22 protein-coding genes are annotated in these 20,026 nt (G+C 38.4%); 12 read left to right on the top strand and 10 right to left on the bottom strand.

Annotated elements, in window-relative coordinates:
• A partial coding sequence (locus VNZ46_RS15160) for an ABC transporter permease (RefSeq protein WP_325560910.1) occupies nt 1-1,316 on the bottom strand: 1,316 nt, incomplete at its 3' end.
• Nucleotides 1,317-1,535: 219 nt separating this feature from the next.
• On the opposite strand from VNZ46_RS15160, the gene pepE reads away from it, so the two are divergent.
• Nucleotides 1,536-2,240 (top strand): dipeptidase PepE, encoded by a 705-nt coding sequence (gene pepE / locus VNZ46_RS15155; protein WP_325560909.1) that lies wholly within the window; start codon nt 1,536-1,538, stop codon nt 2,238-2,240.
• 127 nt (nt 2,241-2,367) lie between these two features.
• On the opposite strand, the gene VNZ46_RS15150 is transcribed toward pepE, so the two are convergent.
• On the bottom strand, nt 2,368-2,847 hold the full coding sequence (locus tag VNZ46_RS15150; protein WP_325560908.1) for a GNAT family N-acetyltransferase: 480 nt from the start codon (nt 2,845-2,847) through the stop codon (nt 2,368-2,370).
• Between the two features lie 121 nt (nt 2,848-2,968).
• On the opposite strand from VNZ46_RS15150, the gene VNZ46_RS15145 reads away from it, so the two are divergent.
• From VNZ46_RS15145 to VNZ46_RS15105, 9 genes are all read left to right on the top strand, one after another.
• Nucleotides 2,969-3,664: an HAD family hydrolase gene (locus VNZ46_RS15145; RefSeq protein ID WP_325560907.1), complete on the top strand. Its 696-nt coding sequence runs from the start codon at nt 2,969-2,971 to the stop codon at nt 3,662-3,664.
• Nucleotides 3,661-4,497: a phosphoribosyltransferase family protein gene (locus VNZ46_RS15140; RefSeq protein WP_325560906.1), complete on the top strand. Its 837-nt coding sequence runs from the start codon at nt 3,661-3,663 to the stop codon at nt 4,495-4,497. The genes VNZ46_RS15145 and VNZ46_RS15140 overlap by 4 nt, the downstream gene beginning before the upstream one ends.
• A 1-nt stretch (nt 4,498) precedes the next feature.
• Nucleotides 4,499-5,053 carry a TerD family protein gene (locus VNZ46_RS15135; RefSeq protein WP_133777532.1) on the top strand — a complete coding sequence of 185 codons (555 nt, stop codon included), beginning with the start codon at nt 4,499-4,501 and terminating at the stop codon, nt 5,051-5,053.
• A gap of 6 nt (nt 5,054-5,059) precedes the next feature.
• Nucleotides 5,060-5,674, top strand: a complete 615-nt coding sequence (locus tag VNZ46_RS15130; protein WP_325560905.1) for a TerD family protein — start codon at nt 5,060-5,062, stop codon at nt 5,672-5,674.
• 27 nt (nt 5,675-5,701) lie between these two features.
• The gene (locus tag VNZ46_RS15125) at nt 5,702-6,799 is read left to right on the top strand and encodes a toxic anion resistance protein (protein ID WP_325560904.1); all 1,098 of its coding nucleotides are present in this window, start codon (nt 5,702-5,704) and stop codon (nt 6,797-6,799) included.
• Nucleotides 6,800-6,808: 9 nt separating this feature from the next.
• The gene (locus VNZ46_RS15120) at nt 6,809-7,771 is read left to right on the top strand and encodes a hypothetical protein (protein ID WP_325560903.1); all 963 of its coding nucleotides are present in this window, start codon (nt 6,809-6,811) and stop codon (nt 7,769-7,771) included.
• Nucleotides 7,772-7,815: 44 nt separating this feature from the next.
• Nucleotides 7,816-8,607 carry a TerC family protein gene (locus tag VNZ46_RS15115; protein WP_325560902.1) on the top strand — a complete coding sequence of 264 codons (792 nt, stop codon included), beginning with the start codon at nt 7,816-7,818 and terminating at the stop codon, nt 8,605-8,607.
• A 285-nt stretch (nt 8,608-8,892) separates the two neighbouring features.
• Nucleotides 8,893-11,283: an ABC transporter permease gene (locus tag VNZ46_RS15110; protein ID WP_325560901.1), complete on the top strand. Its 2,391-nt coding sequence runs from the start codon at nt 8,893-8,895 to the stop codon at nt 11,281-11,283.
• 250 nt (nt 11,284-11,533) lie between these two features.
• Nucleotides 11,534-12,238 carry a hypothetical protein gene (locus tag VNZ46_RS15105; RefSeq protein WP_325560900.1) on the top strand — a complete coding sequence of 235 codons (705 nt, stop codon included), beginning with the start codon at nt 11,534-11,536 and terminating at the stop codon, nt 12,236-12,238.
• 59 nt (nt 12,239-12,297) lie between these two features.
• Here the strand turns inward: VNZ46_RS15105 and VNZ46_RS15100 are convergent, their stop codons facing one another.
• The 5 genes from VNZ46_RS15100 to VNZ46_RS15080 all read right to left on the bottom strand — a co-directional run bounded on the left by VNZ46_RS15100 (nt 12,298) and on the right by VNZ46_RS15080 (nt 15,964).
• Nucleotides 12,298-12,924 (bottom strand): GyrI-like domain-containing protein, encoded by a 627-nt coding sequence (locus VNZ46_RS15100; protein WP_325560899.1) that lies wholly within the window; start codon nt 12,922-12,924, stop codon nt 12,298-12,300.
• A 61-nt stretch (nt 12,925-12,985) separates the two neighbouring features.
• Nucleotides 12,986-13,168: a hypothetical protein gene (locus VNZ46_RS15095; protein ID WP_133777524.1), complete on the bottom strand. Its 183-nt coding sequence runs from the start codon at nt 13,166-13,168 to the stop codon at nt 12,986-12,988.
• 2 nt (nt 13,169-13,170) lie between these two features.
• Nucleotides 13,171-14,214: a hypothetical protein gene (locus VNZ46_RS15090; protein WP_325560898.1), complete on the bottom strand. Its 1,044-nt coding sequence runs from the start codon at nt 14,212-14,214 to the stop codon at nt 13,171-13,173.
• A 37-nt stretch (nt 14,215-14,251) separates the two neighbouring features.
• Nucleotides 14,252-15,442, bottom strand: coding sequence for an alginate lyase family protein (locus tag VNZ46_RS15085; RefSeq protein ID WP_325560897.1), 1,191 nt, complete (start codon nt 15,440-15,442; stop codon nt 14,252-14,254).
• A 66-nt stretch (nt 15,443-15,508) separates the two neighbouring features.
• Complete coding sequence (locus VNZ46_RS15080) at nt 15,509-15,964, bottom strand: hypothetical protein (protein ID WP_325560896.1); 456 nt, start codon at nt 15,962-15,964, stop codon at nt 15,509-15,511.
• A gap of 163 nt (nt 15,965-16,127) precedes the next feature.
• On the opposite strand from VNZ46_RS15080, the gene VNZ46_RS15075 reads away from it, so the two are divergent.
• Nucleotides 16,128-17,075, top strand: a complete 948-nt coding sequence (locus tag VNZ46_RS15075) for a D-2-hydroxyacid dehydrogenase family protein (protein WP_325560895.1) — start codon at nt 16,128-16,130, stop codon at nt 17,073-17,075.
• 279 nt (nt 17,076-17,354) lie between these two features.
• Nucleotides 17,355-17,960 (top strand): hypothetical protein, encoded by a 606-nt coding sequence (locus VNZ46_RS15070; RefSeq protein WP_325560894.1) that lies wholly within the window; start codon nt 17,355-17,357, stop codon nt 17,958-17,960.
• Between the two features lie 8 nt (nt 17,961-17,968).
• Here the strand turns inward: VNZ46_RS15070 and VNZ46_RS15065 are convergent, their stop codons facing one another.
• From VNZ46_RS15065 to VNZ46_RS15055, 3 genes are all read right to left on the bottom strand, one after another.
• On the bottom strand, nt 17,969-18,466 hold the full coding sequence (locus VNZ46_RS15065) for a hypothetical protein (protein ID WP_325560893.1): 498 nt from the start codon (nt 18,464-18,466) through the stop codon (nt 17,969-17,971).
• A 76-nt stretch (nt 18,467-18,542) separates the two neighbouring features.
• Nucleotides 18,543-19,451: a metallophosphoesterase gene (locus tag VNZ46_RS15060; protein ID WP_325560892.1), complete on the bottom strand. Its 909-nt coding sequence runs from the start codon at nt 19,449-19,451 to the stop codon at nt 18,543-18,545.
• An 11-nt stretch (nt 19,452-19,462) separates the two neighbouring features.
• A partial coding sequence (locus VNZ46_RS15055) for a RagB/SusD family nutrient uptake outer membrane protein (RefSeq protein ID WP_325560891.1) occupies nt 19,463-20,026 on the bottom strand: 564 nt, incomplete at its 5' end.

Raw genomic sequence — 20,026 nt, 5'->3', positions numbered from 1 at the left:
ACACCTACAATTAAAATCACCGATAAGGTAAATTGAAAAACAACCAATCCCTGGCGTGTCCATAATGCTCCAGAACTGAGGCTGAGTTTCCCCTTTAAAGCAGAAACCGGCTTAAGTCCTGAAAGATAGAGTGCCGGATAGCTTCCTGATATCAGGCCGGTGAAAAGGGTTATGGCGAGAAGAGATAAAATAAGTGAAGGACGATAACTTAGGCTAAGTTCCTTTCCGACAATCTGATTAAATTGAGGCAGTAACAGTTCAACTATAAGCAAGGAAACAAATACTGCCAGAATAGTGAGTAGAACAGACTCAGCCATATACTGTAAAATGAGTGAACCTCTTTGTGCGCCCATTACTTTTTTGATGCCTACCTCTTTTAACCTGCGGGAAGCTTTTGCTGTAGACAGGTTCATGAAATTAATGCAGGCGATCAAAAGAATAAAAACGGCAATAAGAGAGAATAGCTTTACATAATCAATCCTTCCTCCATCCACTTTCCCATTTTCAAATCTGTTGTATAAATAACCATCAGCAAAAGGTCTGATGAACAAGCTAATGTTTTTCTCTCCCTTTGACTTTAAAAAGCCTTCTAATTTTGCGTTAAATTGTACCGGGTCGGTACCTTTTTTTAAGACAAAGAAAGTATTTGGACCGTAGTTTCCCCATTTCAGATAAGTTTCACTAATGTTGAATAAGGCATCCAGAGAAATGAGGAAATCAAATTGGTCAGAAGAATTGGCAGGCGTATTTTTAAAAACACCTGATATCAGCGCTTGCCGGTTACTTTTAACATCGGCATTGATCCAGGTAAATTCTTTTCCGATAACATCGGTTGTATGAAACAGCTTTAAGGCCAGGTTTTCAGAAATGACCACAGTGTTGTTGTTCTTCAGCACCTGATCAGCTCTACCCATAATCAGCGGATAATCAAATATTTTAAAAAAGTCTGCACCAGCGAATTTTCCTGCAGCCTTTACAGATGGATTGTTATTTACCGACACCTGGCTCTGTCCAAGCCAGTAAGTGGGGGATACCGTTACCGCAGACGCGACTTCCGGCATTTCTTTAACCATAGCCTCAGCAAGAATTCCAGGGGTTCCGTCAACTGTATGTATTCCCTCGGTTATATGCTCGTTTTCCATAACCTGGTAAATTTTTTGATGATGGAACTGATCCATTTGCATTTCGTCATTTACCCACAGGTAGATCATTAAAGCGCAGGAAAGTCCTGTCGAAAGTCCAATAAGGTTAATAAAAAAAGAGCTTTTATACCTTTTGAAATTTCTATAGATCAATAAGAGGTGGTGCTGGAACATAATTGTTTTGTTATTTGCCTATGGTACCCAATATACATGCCATGCCATAAAAACCAAACTGACAATGCCAAATTAAGGTTTTCATATCAATAGGTGTTCGTATACGGACAGATTTAGTTCATATATGAACAGCTTGTTTAATGAGAAATCTATAAGATTTCACCTGTCAGAATTCAATAATTCTATATAGCTTTGAAAACGGATTATACTTTTTATAGCATGAAGAATATCATTTTAGCAAGTACCTCTACTTTATTTGGCCAGGAATATCTTTCCTATCTTTTACCCGAAGTTAGCCTTCTTTTTAAAGGTATTGAAGAGATTGTTTTTATCCCTTATGCCCGACCAGGAGGGCTTAGCCATGATGCGTATACCCAAAATGCAGCGTTTTTTTTTGCCACTATAGGTATCCGTGTAAAAGGTCTGCACACTTTCTCCGATCCGGTTGTAGCTATTAAAGAAGCACAAGGCTTCTTTACTGGTGGAGGAAATACTTTTTTACTGGTGAAACAATTGCATGATCTTGACTTAATGCACACCTTAAAAGAGGCTGTTGAACAAGGTAAACCCTATCTGGGAACAAGTGCAGGAAGCAATATCGGAGGGTTAAATATGCAAAATACCAATGATATGCCTATAGTTTATCCTCCGGATTTTACCACTATGGGACTGGTGCCCTTTAATTTAAACGCACACTACCTGGACCCAGATCCCAGTTCAACACATAATGGCGAAACCAGGGAAACACGGATTAAGGAGTTTCACGTGTTTAATGATATCCCAGTTGTTGGGCTTCGTGAAGGCAGTTGGATTAGGGTGAAAGAGGGTCTGGTGACAACAGAAGGTAGTAAGGATTCCAGAATATTTCTTCAAGGAAAAGAGCCTTATGAATTGTCTGCAGGTGCTGAACTCAATTTTAAATAACCTAAGCCTTCAAGATCGTCTGAGTTTTTTGTCAGCTAGGTCTTGTCATTCGATAAGACATACAGATTGTCGGAGATATCCAGGAGATCTCTGTATTTTTAGAATGCCATTAAGCTACTACAATCTTCTAGAAAAAATAGGTCATTTTATGTATGTTGTAATTTTTTCCCTTGTGAGCCAGCATTGTGTGCCTCTCCGGGCTGTAGACAAAACCCACCCTTTCATAACATTTTATAGCCGCAATATTCTGATCCCAAACCAGAAGTTCCAGTGTTTTGGTGCTATAAAGTCTGGCCGACTCTGCGACCAGAGATTTAATGAATTTTCCGCCTAAACCTTTTCCCCTAAGCGAAGGTTCACCAACCAGGATCCGGGCCAGCTTTGGTATGCCGCTTCCCTGGAGTATGATCTCGCCGAAAGCAAAAGGGGTTTCATCTTGGTATGCAATATAGAAATTGCGTTCAGGATATGCTGTCCGGTAAACAGTAATTTGCTGCCTGGTGATGGGGTAAGAAAAATCTGTGCCGGCAAACTGAAGTAGCAGGTCCTCATCAGTTACCCATTTCTCCAGGAGTTTAAAATCGGCGGAAGTATAAGGTTTGAGCATATTTGGTCAATAGATTGTTGCGGAAAGATAAACGAATTTTGACAGATTAATTTTAAACTCTAGCACTAAATTTGTAACATTAGGCTTTAAAAATAAAAACCAGCTGGAAAAAGCGCTCAGGATGACCTATTACAAGCACTATTCATTTGACCTTTGGTTAACTCTTATCAAATCCAATCCTGTGTTTAAGGCAGAACGGACCAAATACTTCTATACATATTTTAATGCTAGTAATAAACCTGTTGAAGAGGTTGCTGCAATATTCAGGAAAGTGGATCTTCTGGTGAACGCCATTAACGAGAAGACGGGTAAAAATATAGATGCGGAGGAAATGTATCTGATGGTGATTAGCATCATCAATGATTATTCTACTGCGTTTCAGGATATAGACCTGGAACAGCTTTATCATGAAATGGAAGAATTATTGTTGAAACATATGCCCGTGTTATACTGTGCGGAGTGTGCTGACGTTTTATATAAATTAAAGGATGGCAATTCCAGTACCATTAGCCTTTTAAGTAATACAGGATTTATTAAAGGAAAAACGCTAAGAAAAGTGCTTAAACATTTAGAACTAGATAAAGTACTGGATTTTCAGCTGTATTCAGATGAGGTTCGTCTGTCTAAACCTAATCCTGAATTCTTTAATCTCATGCTACAGTCTATAGACAGAAAAAGACATTCGGAACTAGAGCTTCACGATATTATACATATAGGCGATAATCCCGTTGCAGACGTCTTAGGTGCAAATGCCATTGGGATCAACAGCTTACTGATCAATTCAAATCATCTAACCATCTCACATCTACTTTCATGATCCCATTTACCTACTCTTTACATAAAATTGATAACACCAGTCATTTTGGCTTCCATCCGGATGACTATAGCCTTTTTAAATTTGGCGACGATCTGGTTGCCGAAAAATTCGGGAAAGACCTCGCTGATGGATTTATCAGGGACTTCCTGTCAGAAAATCAGATCGAGGAACAAATGGTGGTTATCTCCAGTCCATATTCTTTTATCCCTACAGCTACCTTTGCTATGAAAAATTATTTTGTTTACCAGCTGAATCGTTGGCTGGCGGAGCAAGGGATGCCGGTGGTACAGGAGGCAAAAGTTCATAGGACCATTACTTATAAAGAAGACTATGGAGAGCTCAGTGCAGAAGAACGGATCAGACTGATCGGCAACGATTCTTTTCATATTGATAAAGATTTCCTGGAAGGAAAAACCTTATTGTTTCTTGATGATATCAAAATCACAGGGAGTCATGAAAGAATGATCATGAAAATGGTTAAAGCTTATCAGCTGAAAAACGACATTCACATGCTTTACTTTGCCGAGCTGGTAAATAAAGAAATTCATCCCAATATTGAGAACTACCTGAATTATCATAAAGTTAAGTCCATTTTTGATCTTGAAGAGATCATTAACAGTGGTCATTTCTGTATGAATACCAGGATTGTAAAGTATATCCTGAATTGCGATTATAACAGTTTTACCATATTTCTTGGAAGACAGGATCTACGTTTTATAGATCAGTTGTATGATCTGGCGCTGGGTAACGGTTATCACACCATAGAAGCCTATGCTGAAAATATGGAGTTTGTAAAAAAGAACTTAAATAATAAAAACTATAAATTGATATAATATGGCCATTAACTTGCAAAAAGGGCAGAGAGAAAATATTGGAGCCCCTAAATTTACGATTGGTTTAGGCTGGGATACGAACAGCTCAACAACGGGTACTGCGTTTGATCTTGACGCTTCCGTTTTTATGTTAAACGACCAGAAAAAACTGGTTTCTGATGAGAATTTTGTCTTTTATAATAACTTAATTTCTCCTGATGGTGCTGTGGAGCATACCGGAGATAACTTAACCGGAGACGGGGATGGCGATGACGAGCAGATCAAAGTAGATCTGACAAAGGTAGATTCCAAAGTCAGTGAAATCTGTATTGTAGTAACCATACATGAAGCCGATCAGCGAAGACAAAACTTTGGACAAGTTAGAAACTCTTTTGTACGTATTTTTGATCCGGTAACAAATGAGGAACTATTGAATTATGAGCTGGACGAAGATTTTTCTATAGAAACTGCAGTGGAGTTTGGCCGTATTTACAAACGTGAAGGCAAATGGAAATTCGAAGCAGTTGGAATGGGAATGAAAGGCGGATTACAGGATTATGTAAACAAATATCAATAAGAAATTATGGCAATCAATCTTCAAAAAGGGCAACGCATCAGCCTTGAAAAAAGCAACGGAAGCAAGCTTCAGAATATTTGCGTAGGAATCAACTGGGGAGCAATAGAAAAAAAAGGTCTGTTTGGTTTTGGAAAGACAAAAGAAGCTGTAGATCTCGATGCAAGCTGCGCTTTGTTTAATGACAAAAAACAATTACTGGATGTAATCTATTTTGGTAGTTTGAAATCAAAAGATGGCTCTATAAAACATAGCGGTGATGACCTTACCGGTGATATGGGCGGGGACGATGGGTTGGACAACGAGATCATTACCGTAGATTTCGGTCGCCTGAACCCTGAAGTAAACCATGTTGCTTTTGTACTGAACAGTTTTAGAGGACATGATTTTGGTACCATTCCTTTTGCTTCTATCCGTATTTATGAAGGAACTCCAACACGTGTAAATGAGGTTTTTGCAACATATGACATTGCGCATGGTTCTAATTTTGCAGGCCATGTTTCTATGGTGATGGGTATTTTCTATAAGAAAAATGGAGAATGGAAATTTAATGCCATAGGAGAGCCTACCAAAGACAGAAAGCTTGAAGATACTGTGAAAACTGTAACACAGAGTTATTTATAAACTCTAAATGCTATCAATTTAATTGCTATGGAAACAACCTCAAATGCCCCTTCTGAAATTACCCCGGTAAAACTGGATAAAGATGGTAATGTAGACTTAACAGCCATCACACCAGAAGAGGAGCAAAAATATAAGGAGATCAGTAAGTCCCTTGAACCCTCTGATGTGAATTCTATATTGAATTACGGGTTGGATGCCCAGAATTCCATGGAGAAGTACAGTAACGATTTTCTGGCTTCTGTACGGACCTATAACAGCGGAGAAGTGGGAGGACTGATCAACGAACTGCTTTCTGAATTGAACTATATTGATGTCAATGAGTTAGAACAAAGCGGCTTTAAGTCTTTTATTTCAAAAATTCCTTTTTTGAAAAGCTTGGTCGTCGACGTAAAAAAGCTGTTCCAGAAATATGATGTGGTGGTCAATAATATTGACAAGATCACTAATAAGATCAAAGCCGGGCGCTTAAACTCGATCAAAGACAACAGCTCGCTTCAAACCATGTTTGACAGCAATGTCAGTTATATCCACCAAATGGAAGAACTGATCATTTCAGGTCAGCTTAAATATAATGAACTGAGTATTAAACTGGCAGAGATGGAAGGCCGCCCTGCAGATTATCAGGATTACGAAATTGCAGATCTCCGGGACTTTCTGGGCAGGTTGGATAAAAGACTGGCCGATATGAAGATCGTGCGTTTTATCATGTTACAGTCTCTTGCACAGATTAGGGTGGTACAGAACAACAATACCTCTATTGCTGAAAAAGCACAGTCTATTGTCTCTACAACCATTCCAGTCTGGAAAAACCAGCTTACCCTGGCCGTTGCCCTGCAAAGGCAGAAGGCCAATGTAGAAATGCAGAAAAAGATTTCGGATACCACCAATACCATTCTTCAGAAAAATGCAGAAATGCTCAAACAGAATAGTATTGATGTGGCGAAGGAAAACGAGAAGACAGTGGTATCCATAGATACATTGAAAAGAACAACACAATCTTTAATTGAGACTTTAAATGAAGTGAAGAGAATTCACGAAGAAGGCAATCAAAGCAGAAGGGCGCTTGACGGTGATCTGAAAAATTTAGAAGCAGAGCTTAAGAAGAATGTGACGCGTGTTAATTAACTTTAACGCATGGATGAAAACCGTTTAAATATCTTAAAAGAATCACGCAGAGAGATCAGCCGTTTACAGCTTCTCTCTGCATTTTTTGAAGAAGATGCGGTCTATAAAATCTATCTAAGGAGCCAGGTGATCCATCAGATGTTCGAAAATAATGAAGAACTGGATATCGAAAAGCTGGATCTTTTTCATGTTCAGTTTACCTCTAGCGTAATTGAGTTGCTCCGGAAAATAAAAAAAAGCAATGAAAAGAATGTCAGCCTGCTTTACGATGAAATTCATTTGAATGAAGAACTCATTGCACAGATGAACAACCAGCTTTTTAGCGAAAAAGCATTCCATCTTGACAAGCTGAAACAAGCATCAAAGATCAATTTGTCTTTAAGAAGATTGTTTGACGTGCTGTCTGATTTGAGTACAGATTTTCCTTTTTCTAAGAATATAAACGCTTTTAGTTCCAGATACGCAAAAGATTTCTTTCATGCCATTTCTCCGGATGAACTAGGCTTATTGACGGACTACGATCCTAAAAACACTTATATAAGCAGTTTTGCAACCATAGAAAGAAAATTGATGGGTTTACTATGCAAACATGAATTTCAAACAGAATTCTTTTGTGGTTTAAAATCCGGACAGCTGGTTGCTGAGGTGTATAAGTTCCTGGATATAGACCGGTATTTTCTGTTTTTTCCAAGCAGGAACCTTTTTCTATTCTGTGATCTAAGCGTATTAAATAAAATAGATCTATCTGCTAATAGATCTGAAAAAGAGAAACTGATCCAGGAACTGGCTTACAAAAATGATAAACTGCAGGCCAATGCTGCCGCTCAGAAAACATTTATTCCTAAAGAGATCATTGATTTGCTGGAGGAGAATTATTTAAAAATATCAGATATTAATTTTATTGACCATTTGAACAATTTTGATGTACAGGCTAATATTTTAAAAGCGATGCTGAAAACGGATCTCTTTTAACTGACCTGTACATAAATACCTAACCAATAACAACAAACACATACATGGATTTTTTACACACGATTCTGGGAGAGGATATTGAGGCCGGGCTCCTGATTATTTTAAATTTAATTGTTATAGAGAGTTTGCTTTCTGTAGACAATGCCGCAGTACTGGCCACAATGGTGATGGACTTGCCTAAAGAACAAAGAGATAAGGCATTGAAATATGGTATTATTGGTGCCTATGTTTTTCGTGGAATTTGCCTCTTTTTAGCGGCATGGCTGGTTAAAATCTGGTGGCTTAAACCATTGGGCGGTCTATATCTTTTATACCTTGCTTTCGATTATTTTAGAAAGAAGAATGCTAAGGGTGCTGAAAAAGAGGAGGAGGAAGTGGATAAGAGTAAAAGCTGGATCTATAGATCTACTGTTGGGCTGATTGGAACCTTTTGGGCTACAGTGGCTTTGGTAGAGGTGATGGACCTTGCTTTTTCTATTGACAATGTCTTTGCGGCTGTAGCATTTACAGATCATATCTGGTTAATTTATATTGGCGTATTTATCGGTATTCTGGCGATGCGTTTTGTTGCCCAGGCTTTCGTAAAATTGATGGAGAAGTTTACTTTCCTGGAAACTGTTGCATTTATTGTGATAGGGGTTCTGGGGATTAAACTCACCTCTTCTTTATTGACACATTTTTATCCGGAATCTCCGGTTTCGCAATTGATCGAGGGCGAAAAGACAGATCTTTTTGTTTCCATATTCACCGTTGCCATATTCATTTTACCTGTATTATCTTCTTTGTTATTTAATTATCCGAAGAAGCATATTATAAAGGAAGAAGAAGGAAATTAGTGTGGAAAATTCTGTATAGCTGCTTCAAGACTAACGGTATCAGGCGGGCTGAAGAAGCCCGCAGATTTCTAAGGTCTTTGCGTAGCGTGCGAGAATTTTCCGTAGCAAATTGCAGAGGAGGGTGGTGACCAGGTTTAGCGCAGAACAGCAGGAGGAGCTGTACGTTTCCGGAATTCAAATGTTCGTTAATGGACATTTGAATCCGATTACAGGTCAGCAAAGAGCTTTTGAGGGCTTTTTTTTAACTGGCATACCGTTGGCTGGCGTGTAAATAAAACGACCATAATGTTTAAACTTAATCTAAAAATTGCACTGCGCAACCTCTGGAAAAACAGGGGCTATACACTGATCAATGTTCTTGGTTTAACTATTGGAATGGCCAGCTGCATCCTTATCTTTATTTTTATACGTTTTCAGCTGAGTTTTGATAAAGAATATAAAAATTCAGATCAGATATACAGAGTTGTCAGCCAATGGAAGTACAATAGTTTTGAAGATTATTCAGCCGGGGTGCCTATTCCAGTATCGGCAACTGTAAGAAATGAATTTGCAGGAGTGGAAAAGGTTGCCGCTATTGTAAAAAATGGAGGTGTGATGACCGTTAAAGATGCACAGGGAAAGCAAACCATTAAAACAGACCGGACATACTTTTGTGCAGAACCCAGTTTTTTTGAAATCTTTGATATTCCGTGGGTTAGTGGTAATCATGGAGCGGGCTTATCTGAGCCAAATACAGCTGTTTTGTCTGAATCTACAGCAAAGGAATTTTTTGGGAGCGCGGAAAATGCCGTCGGAAAAAGCTTTTTATTGGGAACAAAGACCAATTTAAAGGTAATAGGTGTGTTTAAGGATATGCCAGAGAGCAGTAGCTTTCCTTTAAAAATTGTGCTGAGTTACCAGAATTTTTGGGCAAAAGATAATAAATCATGGGATTCTGTAAGTTCTGGTATACAATGTTATGTACAGTTGAAGGATGGCTTGAAGGAGGCTGATGTACAGGCTACCTTGAAGAAATTTAATAAGACCTATCTTGAATCCAGGAAACTGGAAGGAAATCAGACAGTCGGTTTACAGCCTCTGGACAGCATTCACTTTGATCAGCGCTACGGGAGTTTTGCAGATACTTCAATTACCTTAAAAGAAGTATATGGGTTAGGGATTATAGGTTTGTTCTTGATGATTACAGCTTGTATTAATTTCATTAATCTGGCTACTGCCCAAGCTATGAACCGCTCAAAAGAAGTGGGGGTGCGTAAAGTAATGGGAAGCAAACGCAAACAATTGATCGTTCAGTTTTTGACGGAGACTTTTGCCATCACTTTAATGGCGCTTTTGCTCGCTTGCATTGTGGCTGAACTGGTGATCCCAAGCATGGAGAACTTGTATAAACCCGGCGTTGATTTTAGTCTCTTTGGTCACCCAATGATTTTTGTCTTCATGTTGGGATTGGTCCTCTTTGTCGGTTTTTTGGCTGGATTCTACCCGGCAATGGTGATGTCTGGATTTAATCCCGCATTAGCCATAAAAAATAAGGCAACTATGAATGCGGGTAATTTTAGTTTGAGAAAAGTATTGGTGGTGGTACAGTTTACCATTACCATCATTTTGATCATTGGAACATTGGTGATCATTCAGCAAATGAGCTTCGTGCGGCAAAAGCCACTAGGCTTTAATACAGAATCTATTGTAATGATCAATGCACCAGCGGATAGTATAAACAAAATGAAACGTGAAGGATTTAAGCAAAGGGTGTTAAAAATACCTGGGGTAAAAAAGTTGAGTTATTGTAGCAGGCAACCTCTGTCTAATGACATGAATACCACAAATTTTAGTTTAGACGGTGTAAGAAATAAAGATTTTGAAGTGCGGCTTTCTCCGGTAGACCGGAATTACTTTGACGTTTTTGACCTGAAGATCATTGCCGGAAAGCTCTATGCTGAAAGTGATACCATTAATGGTTTTGTTGTGAATGAAACCTTTTTGAAAAGCGTTCATCTTTCCGATCCGCAATTGGCCATTGGGAAGATTGTTGAGGAAGATAATAAAAAAGCCCTTATAGTTGGGGTAGTTAAAGATTTCAATGACCGGTCCCTTAAAGAGAAAATTTCTCCGATGCTGATGTTCTCCCGTGAAGAACAATACTACAGAGCGGCAGTTAAAATAGACAATAAACAGATTATACCTGCTATGAAAGAAATTGAAGCGCTGTGGAACAGTACTTTTCCTACTGCGGTATATTATTCGGCTTTCGTGAATGAAGACATTAAAAACTATTATGAAACTGAGCGTATTATGGGGGTCCTGTTCAAAGTTTTTGCAGGCGTAATCATTTTTATATCCTTTATTGGACTGTTTGGTCTGATCTCTTTTGTTGCCACACAACGGACTAAAGAGGTAGCCATCAGGAAAGTACTTGGAGCAACAACCCTGGAATTGGTCAAAATGCTCAATGGATCATTTCTGTTCATGGTTTTTCTGGCCAATCTGGTCGCCTGGCCTCTGGCTTATTTATTGGTGTCCAAGTGGCTTTCGGGTTTTGCGTACAGGATAGAGATCAGCGTATGGCCCTTTCTTTTTGCAATGTTCATTTCTATGCTGATTACCTTGGTTACAGTATCCATACGGTCTTATAAAGCTGCTGTATCCAATACCATCGATGCCTTAAAATATGAATAGTTTATCTAATGGTTGGGAACAACAAGATCAATGCTAAACAGTGGGAATTTGGAAGCATAGAGGAAAAAAAGAGAACAGAATAATTTCAGTTTTGTGATTGTGCATTACATCAGGAAGAAATAGCTGGTTTTTATTTCGCCAAATTTCTATTATTTGATTTAAAATTTTGGTAAATTGGATTAATGTTTGCAATGTATAAACAGAGTTTGAACTAAAATTTAAATTACGAACTCCTATAGCAAAGAAAACCATGAAAAAACTACTTTCACTATTGACCATCCTAAGCTTCTGTGTAAGCTTGAGTATGGCACAAACTGCTCAACCTGCGCAAACTACTGCCGCTCAAACAAAGAAGGCTGCAAGCAAAGCAAAAGCTGAAGCAAAAAAAGAGGCAAAGGCTGCTAAAGATGCTGCAGCAACAACCGGAGTTAAATTAAAAAAAGATGGCACACCTGATAAGCGTTATGCGACTAAAGCAGCAGATGCAGCTAGCAAAACAGCAACTAAAGCAGAAGCAAAAAAAGATGCGGCTGTTGCAGCTACAAATGCAGCTGGTGTTAAATTGAAAAAGGACGGTACGCCCGATAAACGTTATGCAACTAAGGCTACAGATGCTGCTGCAAAAACCGTAACTAAAGCAGAAGCAAAAAAAGATGCAGCGGTTGCTGCAACAAATGCTGCTGGCGTCAAACTAAAAAAAGATGGTACACCAGATAAACGCTATTCTGCTGCCAAAGATAAGGTACAGGCTACTACTCAGCAGGCAGAAACTAAGGCTGCAGATGTGAAAAAACAAGCCAGTTCGACAGTGGCTTCAACCAAAAACTATACCCCAACAGTGGATGGATCTTTGCACGGACCAAACGGTGAACAAGTTTTAACTGGTCCTCGTGGAGGAAAGTATTACATCAACAAGAATGGTAATAAAACCTATCTGAAAAAAGATAAACAATAATATTAGAGCTCTTAAGAACAAAAAGCCCCCAAAATTTAGATTTTGGGGGCTTTTTGTTCTTAAAATTTAACAGGTTCTCTTAAGATAGTTTTTAATTTTTCAGGAGCTGTTCTGTTAAAATCTGTAAGGTAGATCTCATGATGAAATCCATTCCTGATGAGTTGTTCTGCATCCATGAACCTTTTAATCTGTTTTAAGGTTTCAGATTCGGTATCAAATGGACCGATATGCATCATTTGTACAGCCCTTTCTTTGTTTTTCTTCAATAATTTAATTTGTTTGACCAGCTGATTTTGCTTTTTTTTTACAACCTGATCAATTGCACTCGTCAGATGGCTGTTGTCTACAAAATCAGGCATACGTATCATCATAGTGTAGTTCCATTCATTTCTGGGAACAATGATCGGAGCATCTTCCATAGTCACCTTTTTGTATTTCTCTTCATCAAAAGACCACAGTCCTTCAAGTTTTGCAACTGCAAAATCTCTTTCTGTTGCTTTTAATAAAAATTTCAAAGCATATGCTGTTTGATATAAGGCTTGTACATTTTCTGAGAATCCTTTTCCGGAAGGATCGCCTTTTCCCTGAATGGACAGATATTGCGCGTCTTCAATATCAATGATCTCTGGTTGCATTTTAGCATTGTAATACGCTTTATAATGCTTTGTCAAATCTAATTTTTCCATTTTATTTTATTTAATGGTTCAAATAAAAGTGACCTGACTGACAACCTTATGGCAGTTGTTATTATTTCTTTATAATAATATCTCTCCCAGTTACTAAATGAATGGTATACACCCTGTACAATCCATCGTCGCTGATGTCTATTTTTTCTACCAATCCGGTTTTACTAAAGGTATCCGTAACAAGATCGCCTATTTTAAGATCTTGTAGTACTTCTGACGGGGTATCCTGATTCAATCTGATCATTTTTATAGTTTTACTTGTCTGATAATGTTTTTAATGTTTAACTCAATAATATCTGTCATTGTTTTACATTCCAGATACTGCTGATCAGAGAAATATTCCGCCATTCCATTTTTTAAGGTTTCTATATTTTCTGCAGAGGTGAGTACCTCTGTATTAGATACGTCTCTAAGGTCTGTTAATCTGTGTCTTTCGCTGCGAACCCGATGTAGAATAGAGGATTTCTCTTCCTGCTGATATTGAAGATAGGTTTTATCCGTCAATTGCTCCATACACATTTTTACATATGAAAAGTTTTCCTTGAAAAACTGGGGGAGATAAACTTTGATATTGCCTTCATAAAATTGCTGATCAAAATCAATTGCCCGGATCCGGAATTGGATATCGTCAAAGTCTGGAGTAATCTGGACGACGAAGTTATAGGCCCGCATATCACCCAAGAGCATCACTAAGCAACGTTCGTTAAATTTCACAAATTCTTTAGCTATACGGGTAGGGTTATATTCTGGATTGTGCAGGTAATTTTTTGCAAAAACATCCCCCGGTATACCTGCAATATGCTCTTCGATCAAGGTTTCACGGTCTACTAAATAATTTACTTGATTTGGGGATAAGATTTCCTCCATTTCCAGGCCGTAAATTCTGGAAGCATCTGCTCTTTTCACATAAAAATAGTCATAGACATCATTTAAGCGATTTACGATCCTGATCCTGAACGGATGTGTATTGCCAAAAGTACAATACTCTATCTTGTCAATATATTTATGCTGGACAATTCTCAGGTTACCCGAAGCCTTTAAATTGGCATAAATAACTTTTAGTCCATTGTGAAGTTCCTCTATACGGTCATTGGCATAAATAGGGCCTTCCCACAGTGAATCTTTTCCGTATTTATCCATAATTGGAAAAGATTCATCAAACTGCAGCAAATCATTATAAGTGATGGGGAGCCTGGATTCCCGCTGGTAAGTCCTGAGGTATTTTTGTAGGGCAGGAGATACCGGAAAAATAGGTTTTTTTAAGGCTATTTTTACATCGTTCAGTTCCATTAGAAGCAATTTGCTCCCAATTTAGTGTTTTCTGTAATTAATACAATAAATCAATCAGGCGGGTATCTTCATTTTCTTGAATGGAGTTGGCCTTTTTAAGATAAGTATTGTCCTTATAATGCATGCCTGCCAAAATGAGTATTTTATACATTTCTGTTTTATCGTAAGGACTAATTTGCTGATGTTCTTTCTTTTTATCTTCCAGTGTATACGGGATCAACCAGTCTAATGCTTTTTGTAAATTTGCGCCATTTGGCGTTTTGTAAGTCCAGACATCGAGGCCTACTTGTTCTCCAAGCAGGGCAATATTAAACCAGTTGCTTAGATTTAGTGTGCTGTAACCATAGGCATTTGTTCTTTCCAGTTCCAAAGGTTGCTGGCCATTTGGTTCCAGTTGAACAGATAATCTTTTTAAGCTTGCAGTTAAAATCTGCTTTGCCTTTTCTTTGTCGCCTGTAAATAGCGCGAAAGAAGCTGTTTGCATGTCGTAAATGGTGCCATGGTTATTTTTTGCGTTATGCTCGTCATTCCCGTTTTTACTCGTCAGCATCCAGTGCAAATATTGTCTGTACCAGCCTTTAATCTCTTCTAAATCGGTTGGTGTAAAACTTTTTGAAGTCGCCATGATTTGCATCCAGTCAGCAAGGTCGGCGAGAGATCGGGTCTCTATAATTCCTATACCTCTGCCGTCGTTTACGCCCTTGATGGCCTGAGCATAATTAAGATTAGGGTTCATCTTGGTTTCGGGATTAAGAAACCAGATGCTTAGAAATTCTTTTGCTTTTGCCGCATATTTATCCTGATCGCTAAAAAAATAGGCAAGGGAAAGAAACTGGCACATGTTAGACATGTTCTTCATATTAGTTCCATCAGTTATTTCTTTAATCTCCGGATTCCGTTGTCCATCTTTTCTGATATAAGGAAGTCCATCTGGCTTAGTAGGATCTGGCCAAAAATAAGGTGCCAGGCTCATATAGTCGTGTTTTGATCCGCTTGGTGGTGTAAATGATTTATCCATAACAGACTTTGGTTTTAAAGCGAGGAAGCCATCTGCTTTATGGATAATTTGTTGTACTTCATCCCTTACTTTTTGATCTCCTTTTTTATAAGCCTCTTTGACAGACTGAAGACGTTTCGGATGAATTAAAACAATCTTAGAAAGCTGGGCGAAAGACAATTGACAGAAAAATGCAAGCAGGATGATGCAAGTAGAAATGGATTTAATCATCAGGGAGATCTGGTTAGGTTAACACAAATCTACTCTTTTGGTGAGCTCTTACAAGTAGAACTTTTGTTACGTTAAATCACGTTTTTTTTGAAGAAATCTAAAAGTGCATTCGTTTTCTGCACCAAGTTTATAATATTTCATGCAAAGCACCGAAACAAAGTATGTTGGAGCATAGCTGATCATCAATTCATCAAAACCCTGTCTTCTGAAATTTCCTGAAAGGGAGAGATATATGGAGAATACTAATGCAGACAAGAGTGTGGCGGTGCAGATAATAGCATTTTTGCGATAATCATTTCCATTGGATTTTGGAATGTTTTTGGCAGAAAGGAGAAATGCAAAAAAAAGACTTGTGAGAAGTACGGCTAAATCAAGGTAATTTAACTGCATATCAAAGCTCCATTGCTGTTGCATTACATCCATGAGCTTCATATACAGGAACATCACCGATAACGTGACCGGAAGAACGAGAATAGATGCTGTAAACATCGCTTTTAATGCATGCTGAAGTATGTGTTTCATAATATTAACCTAACTGCTCTTTGATGCTATTGTTATATTTTTGTTACAATGAATTTTGATTTATAGTGTATTTATTTTAGAATGAGTTGCAGGAGGAATGATCTTGGATATGAAGTCCTGCAATTACAATTGTATATTTACTAGCCTTAATAATTACATTCGAATGCATAAAGTAATTCAAATCGCAGTTCTTGATGACTACCAGAAGGTGGCTTTACAAACAGCAGACTGGACAGTGGTGCAGCAGCTAGCAGATGTGGTGGTATTCGATGACCATCTAGAAAAAGAGGAAACCATAGTGGAGCGGCTTTTGCCCTTTCAGGTGCTTTGTGTGATGAGAGAACGGACACCATTGAACAAATCTATTCTGTCAAAACTCCATCATCTGAAACTAATTGTATCTACAGGGAGGCGTAATGCCTCAATAGATGTTGAGGCTTGTAATGAATTCGGAATCGAACTCCGGCATACTGATTACGTAGAAAGTGGTGCTCCAGAACTCACCTGGGCTTTATTAATGGCGATCGCTAGAAATATTATTGTTGAAAATGAAAATTTTAGATCGGGCAAATGGCAATCCACTGTCGGTACGGATTTGTCTGGTAAAACGCTTGGCTTGGTTGGATTAGGGCGTATAGGGCAAAAAATGGCCAAATTTGCCCAGGTCTTTGATATGGATGTGGTGGCCTGGAGCCAAAATCTAACTGCTGAAAAGGCTGCAGAAGCAGGAGTAAAGCTCGTGAGCAAAGCAGAGCTTTTCAGAACAGCAGATTTTGTAAGCATTCATCTGGTGCTTAGTGAGCGCTCAAGGGGAGTTGTGGGTGCAGAGGAATTGGCTTTGATGAAAAAGGAAGCTTATTTAATTAACACATCCCGAGGCCCATTGATTGATGAAACAGCACTGATTGACACACTAAAACACAAACGTATTGCCGGTGCTGCTCTTGATGTGTTTGATATAGAACCCTTGCCTGAAAACCACATCTTGCGAAAATTAGACCACGTTCTTGCTACGCCTCATATTGGTTACGTTACAGAAAAAACTTATCAAGTGTTTTACGAAAATACAGTGCGTATAATTGAACAGTGGCTGAAAGCGCATTTTGTTTAGGAATTTACATGAATAGATGATTTTTTTTATGTCAAATATTTATTTAATGTCTAAACGATAAATTTGTTTTTTGTTTAGGTTTAATTATTTTTTATATAAGTTGCTTTTGTTAAATAAATTAACAAGATTTGGAATAATATTTATTGGACATTGCCCTGTTGGTACGAACAGATTTTCTAATTGCGCTCAAGACATGAAAAAATCTTCTTTGTTTAAGGCTGCCATGCAGTGTACTTTGGTTCCCTAGGTTTAAAATCATTAATAATCTTATTTATAAAAATGGGCAAAGAAGAAATCTTGATTGAAATTGAAGAGGCAGTTGCATACGCTGACTTAGTGGAACTGGATAGATTATTCGATCTTTACTTAAGTATAGAAACTGAAGATGAAGCAAGTAAAACGCTTGCAATGATTTTATATAGCAATTACAATACATTTTCAGAAAATAATACGGTAAGAATGATGGAAATGCTGATCCGTAAGTGTTCAAATCTGGCCACTTTAAGAGAATCAGAAAACTTTCTGTTTAGAATATCCGTTCTCAGGGGTTCGGTGAAGCTGTATAATTGTTTTATTAAAGAGGGAATAGAACCTTTCTTGTTGAACTGCGATCCGGAAGAAAGGGAGAGCTACTATAGCAAATTGGCCAGTGTGGCAGAGATGCTAACCAATGTGCTTTTTAAAAAATATAGCCAATACACAAGAGGAACGGATTATAATGGAGCATTTGAAAGGGATGAGGGAAGCAAGGATGTTCTATTGATCAACAAAGAAGATTATGAGTTGATGGACGATATTATAGAGAAATATAATACCATTGTTGGACGCCGTGATATTATTAAAAACCTCATCAAGCGTTCAGGTCAGAAATGGCAGTACAGTTAGTCTATAGATTATTCTTTCGGGCTTAAACCTGCTTTTTTCAGATACTGTTTCTGTACCAGCAAAACACTGTCGGGCATTCTGTTCAGGATTTGATATTGTGTATATAAAGCTTTGTACAAAGAACGTTTTTTTTTGATATCTTTTTCCTCAAGCAGCTCGCCTGCTGATTTGCCATATTGTTCTATGCTTTTAAAATATTCGGCAACAGCATTACGGAATTCCCCCGCATCTTTATTACTGCTTTTCATCACATCCAAAGAAACGAGGTTACTCTTTGCACCGTTGGCAATGCTATTAGCTATGCCGCCTAAACGAATTGAAGTGGAAGGATCTGCGGAGAAAATAAGTGTCGAATCACTGAATGTTTTCTGAGCCCCGTCTACCTGATTCATTTCCCGTAGAAAAAGATCGGTAACAAATTCATTGTAGGCATATTCTTTATTATCACTGCAGGCGGTACCGAGCAGTACAAAGAATAAAATTGCAGTTAAAGCTATAGGTTTCATAGGCTTTTAAATAGAATGTTTAGCAAGATAAGAAATAATAAAAAAAACGCATCTGTTAACAGATGCGTTTTTTTCCCTATATTGTAGAGATGTATTCGTTCTCTAAAGATCCATCGTCATACAGTTTGAGGATGGCATAACCTGGAGGAGTTTGCTGATAGTAGTAAGGCTGAGCAGATTTTGCATCTCCTTTATCCCACCAAAAGCCACTCATTGCTCCGTTACAGAAATATTGAACATCATTATACCAGGCGCGGTCCAGTAAATGCTGGTGGCCGCTCAAACAGACTTTAACTTTATCCTTGTGTTTATAAAATAACTGTTTAAGTTCTTTATGGTCCCCGTGCTGACCACCTTCCCAGGTACTGGTTACTGTTAAGATCGGGTAGTGTGACATCAATAATACTGGTGTCTTTGCAGGGAGTTGTTCCAGCTCCTTTTCCAGCCAGCTGTATTGTTCCTGATCCAGTGTAATGTTCTTATTATTACCGTCAAGAATGATGAAATGCCAGCCTTTTTTTGAAAAACTATAATAGCGATTAGGGATTTTTAGTCTTTTGACCACGTAATCTTTTCCATACATCTCATCTTCCTTATTGGGGGCCGCCCACCAGGTGTCATGATTACCAATACAACTGTGAACTTCATAGTCCGAAATTTCTTGCAGGCACTTATCCCAAACACCCCATTGTTCCACAACGGATTCTCGTTTGATGTTGTCATAATCGGCAGCATGAATGCTATCTCCTCCATTCAGGAAAAAATCAATCTTCAATTTTTTAATATCCCTAAGATAACGTTTAAATTTCTCAGGAGCATCTTGAAAATTGCGTATATGCACATCAGTTATATGTGCCACAGTAAGCACCAGTTTCTTTTTTGAAGATTTCTCAGATACCGGACTGGCTACCGCCTGACCAATTTCCCCTAAGGCCAGCGCTAAAGTGGCCAGAGGGATTGCTTTAATTAAACTTCTTCTTTTCATATATGCCCGTATTATTGCCAACCAGTAGGTTGCGTTAATTTTGGATTAAGAACAATCTGTTGCAGAGGTATTGGAAAATAGTAGTATTTAGGCTCTATAAATGAACGCGGGGAACTGATGTCTTGCGGAAACATTATAAATCCTTTGGTTCCCTCACTTAAATAGAAACTATTGCTGTTCAGGTAATACAGAACCAGTTTCGAACGCACTGTCTCTGGAAGTGAAGAGATAGGACCGGTTTCTGATGGTGAATTCAAGATGGCAATATCTTCTACACCATCGCCAGTTACATCATAGGCTCCTAGACCTGGAATATACATACCTTGAGTAGGTTTAGCCAGTAATTTACCCGCTTTCCATCTTAGAAGGTCGTTAAACCTGAAGCCTTCACAAGCCAGTTCAACATTGCGCTCCCGTCTGATTTCGAGTAATACGCCTTGATTGGCTCCCGTCGTTAAAGGATACATGGCAACCAATACAGGATCGGGTTGTGCATTTGCAGTAGTCATATTCAGGGCAGGCATGCCTACACGATTCCTTAATAAATTAACGGTTCTATCCAGATCAGCCTGGGT

The sequence above is a fragment of the Pedobacter sp. genome, from assembly GCF_035566355.1.
GTDB lineage: Bacteria > Bacteroidota > Bacteroidia > Sphingobacteriales > Sphingobacteriaceae > Pedobacter.
The sequence above is the reverse complement of the archived record's forward strand: the minus strand, read 5'-3'. Positions and strand labels throughout refer to the sequence as shown.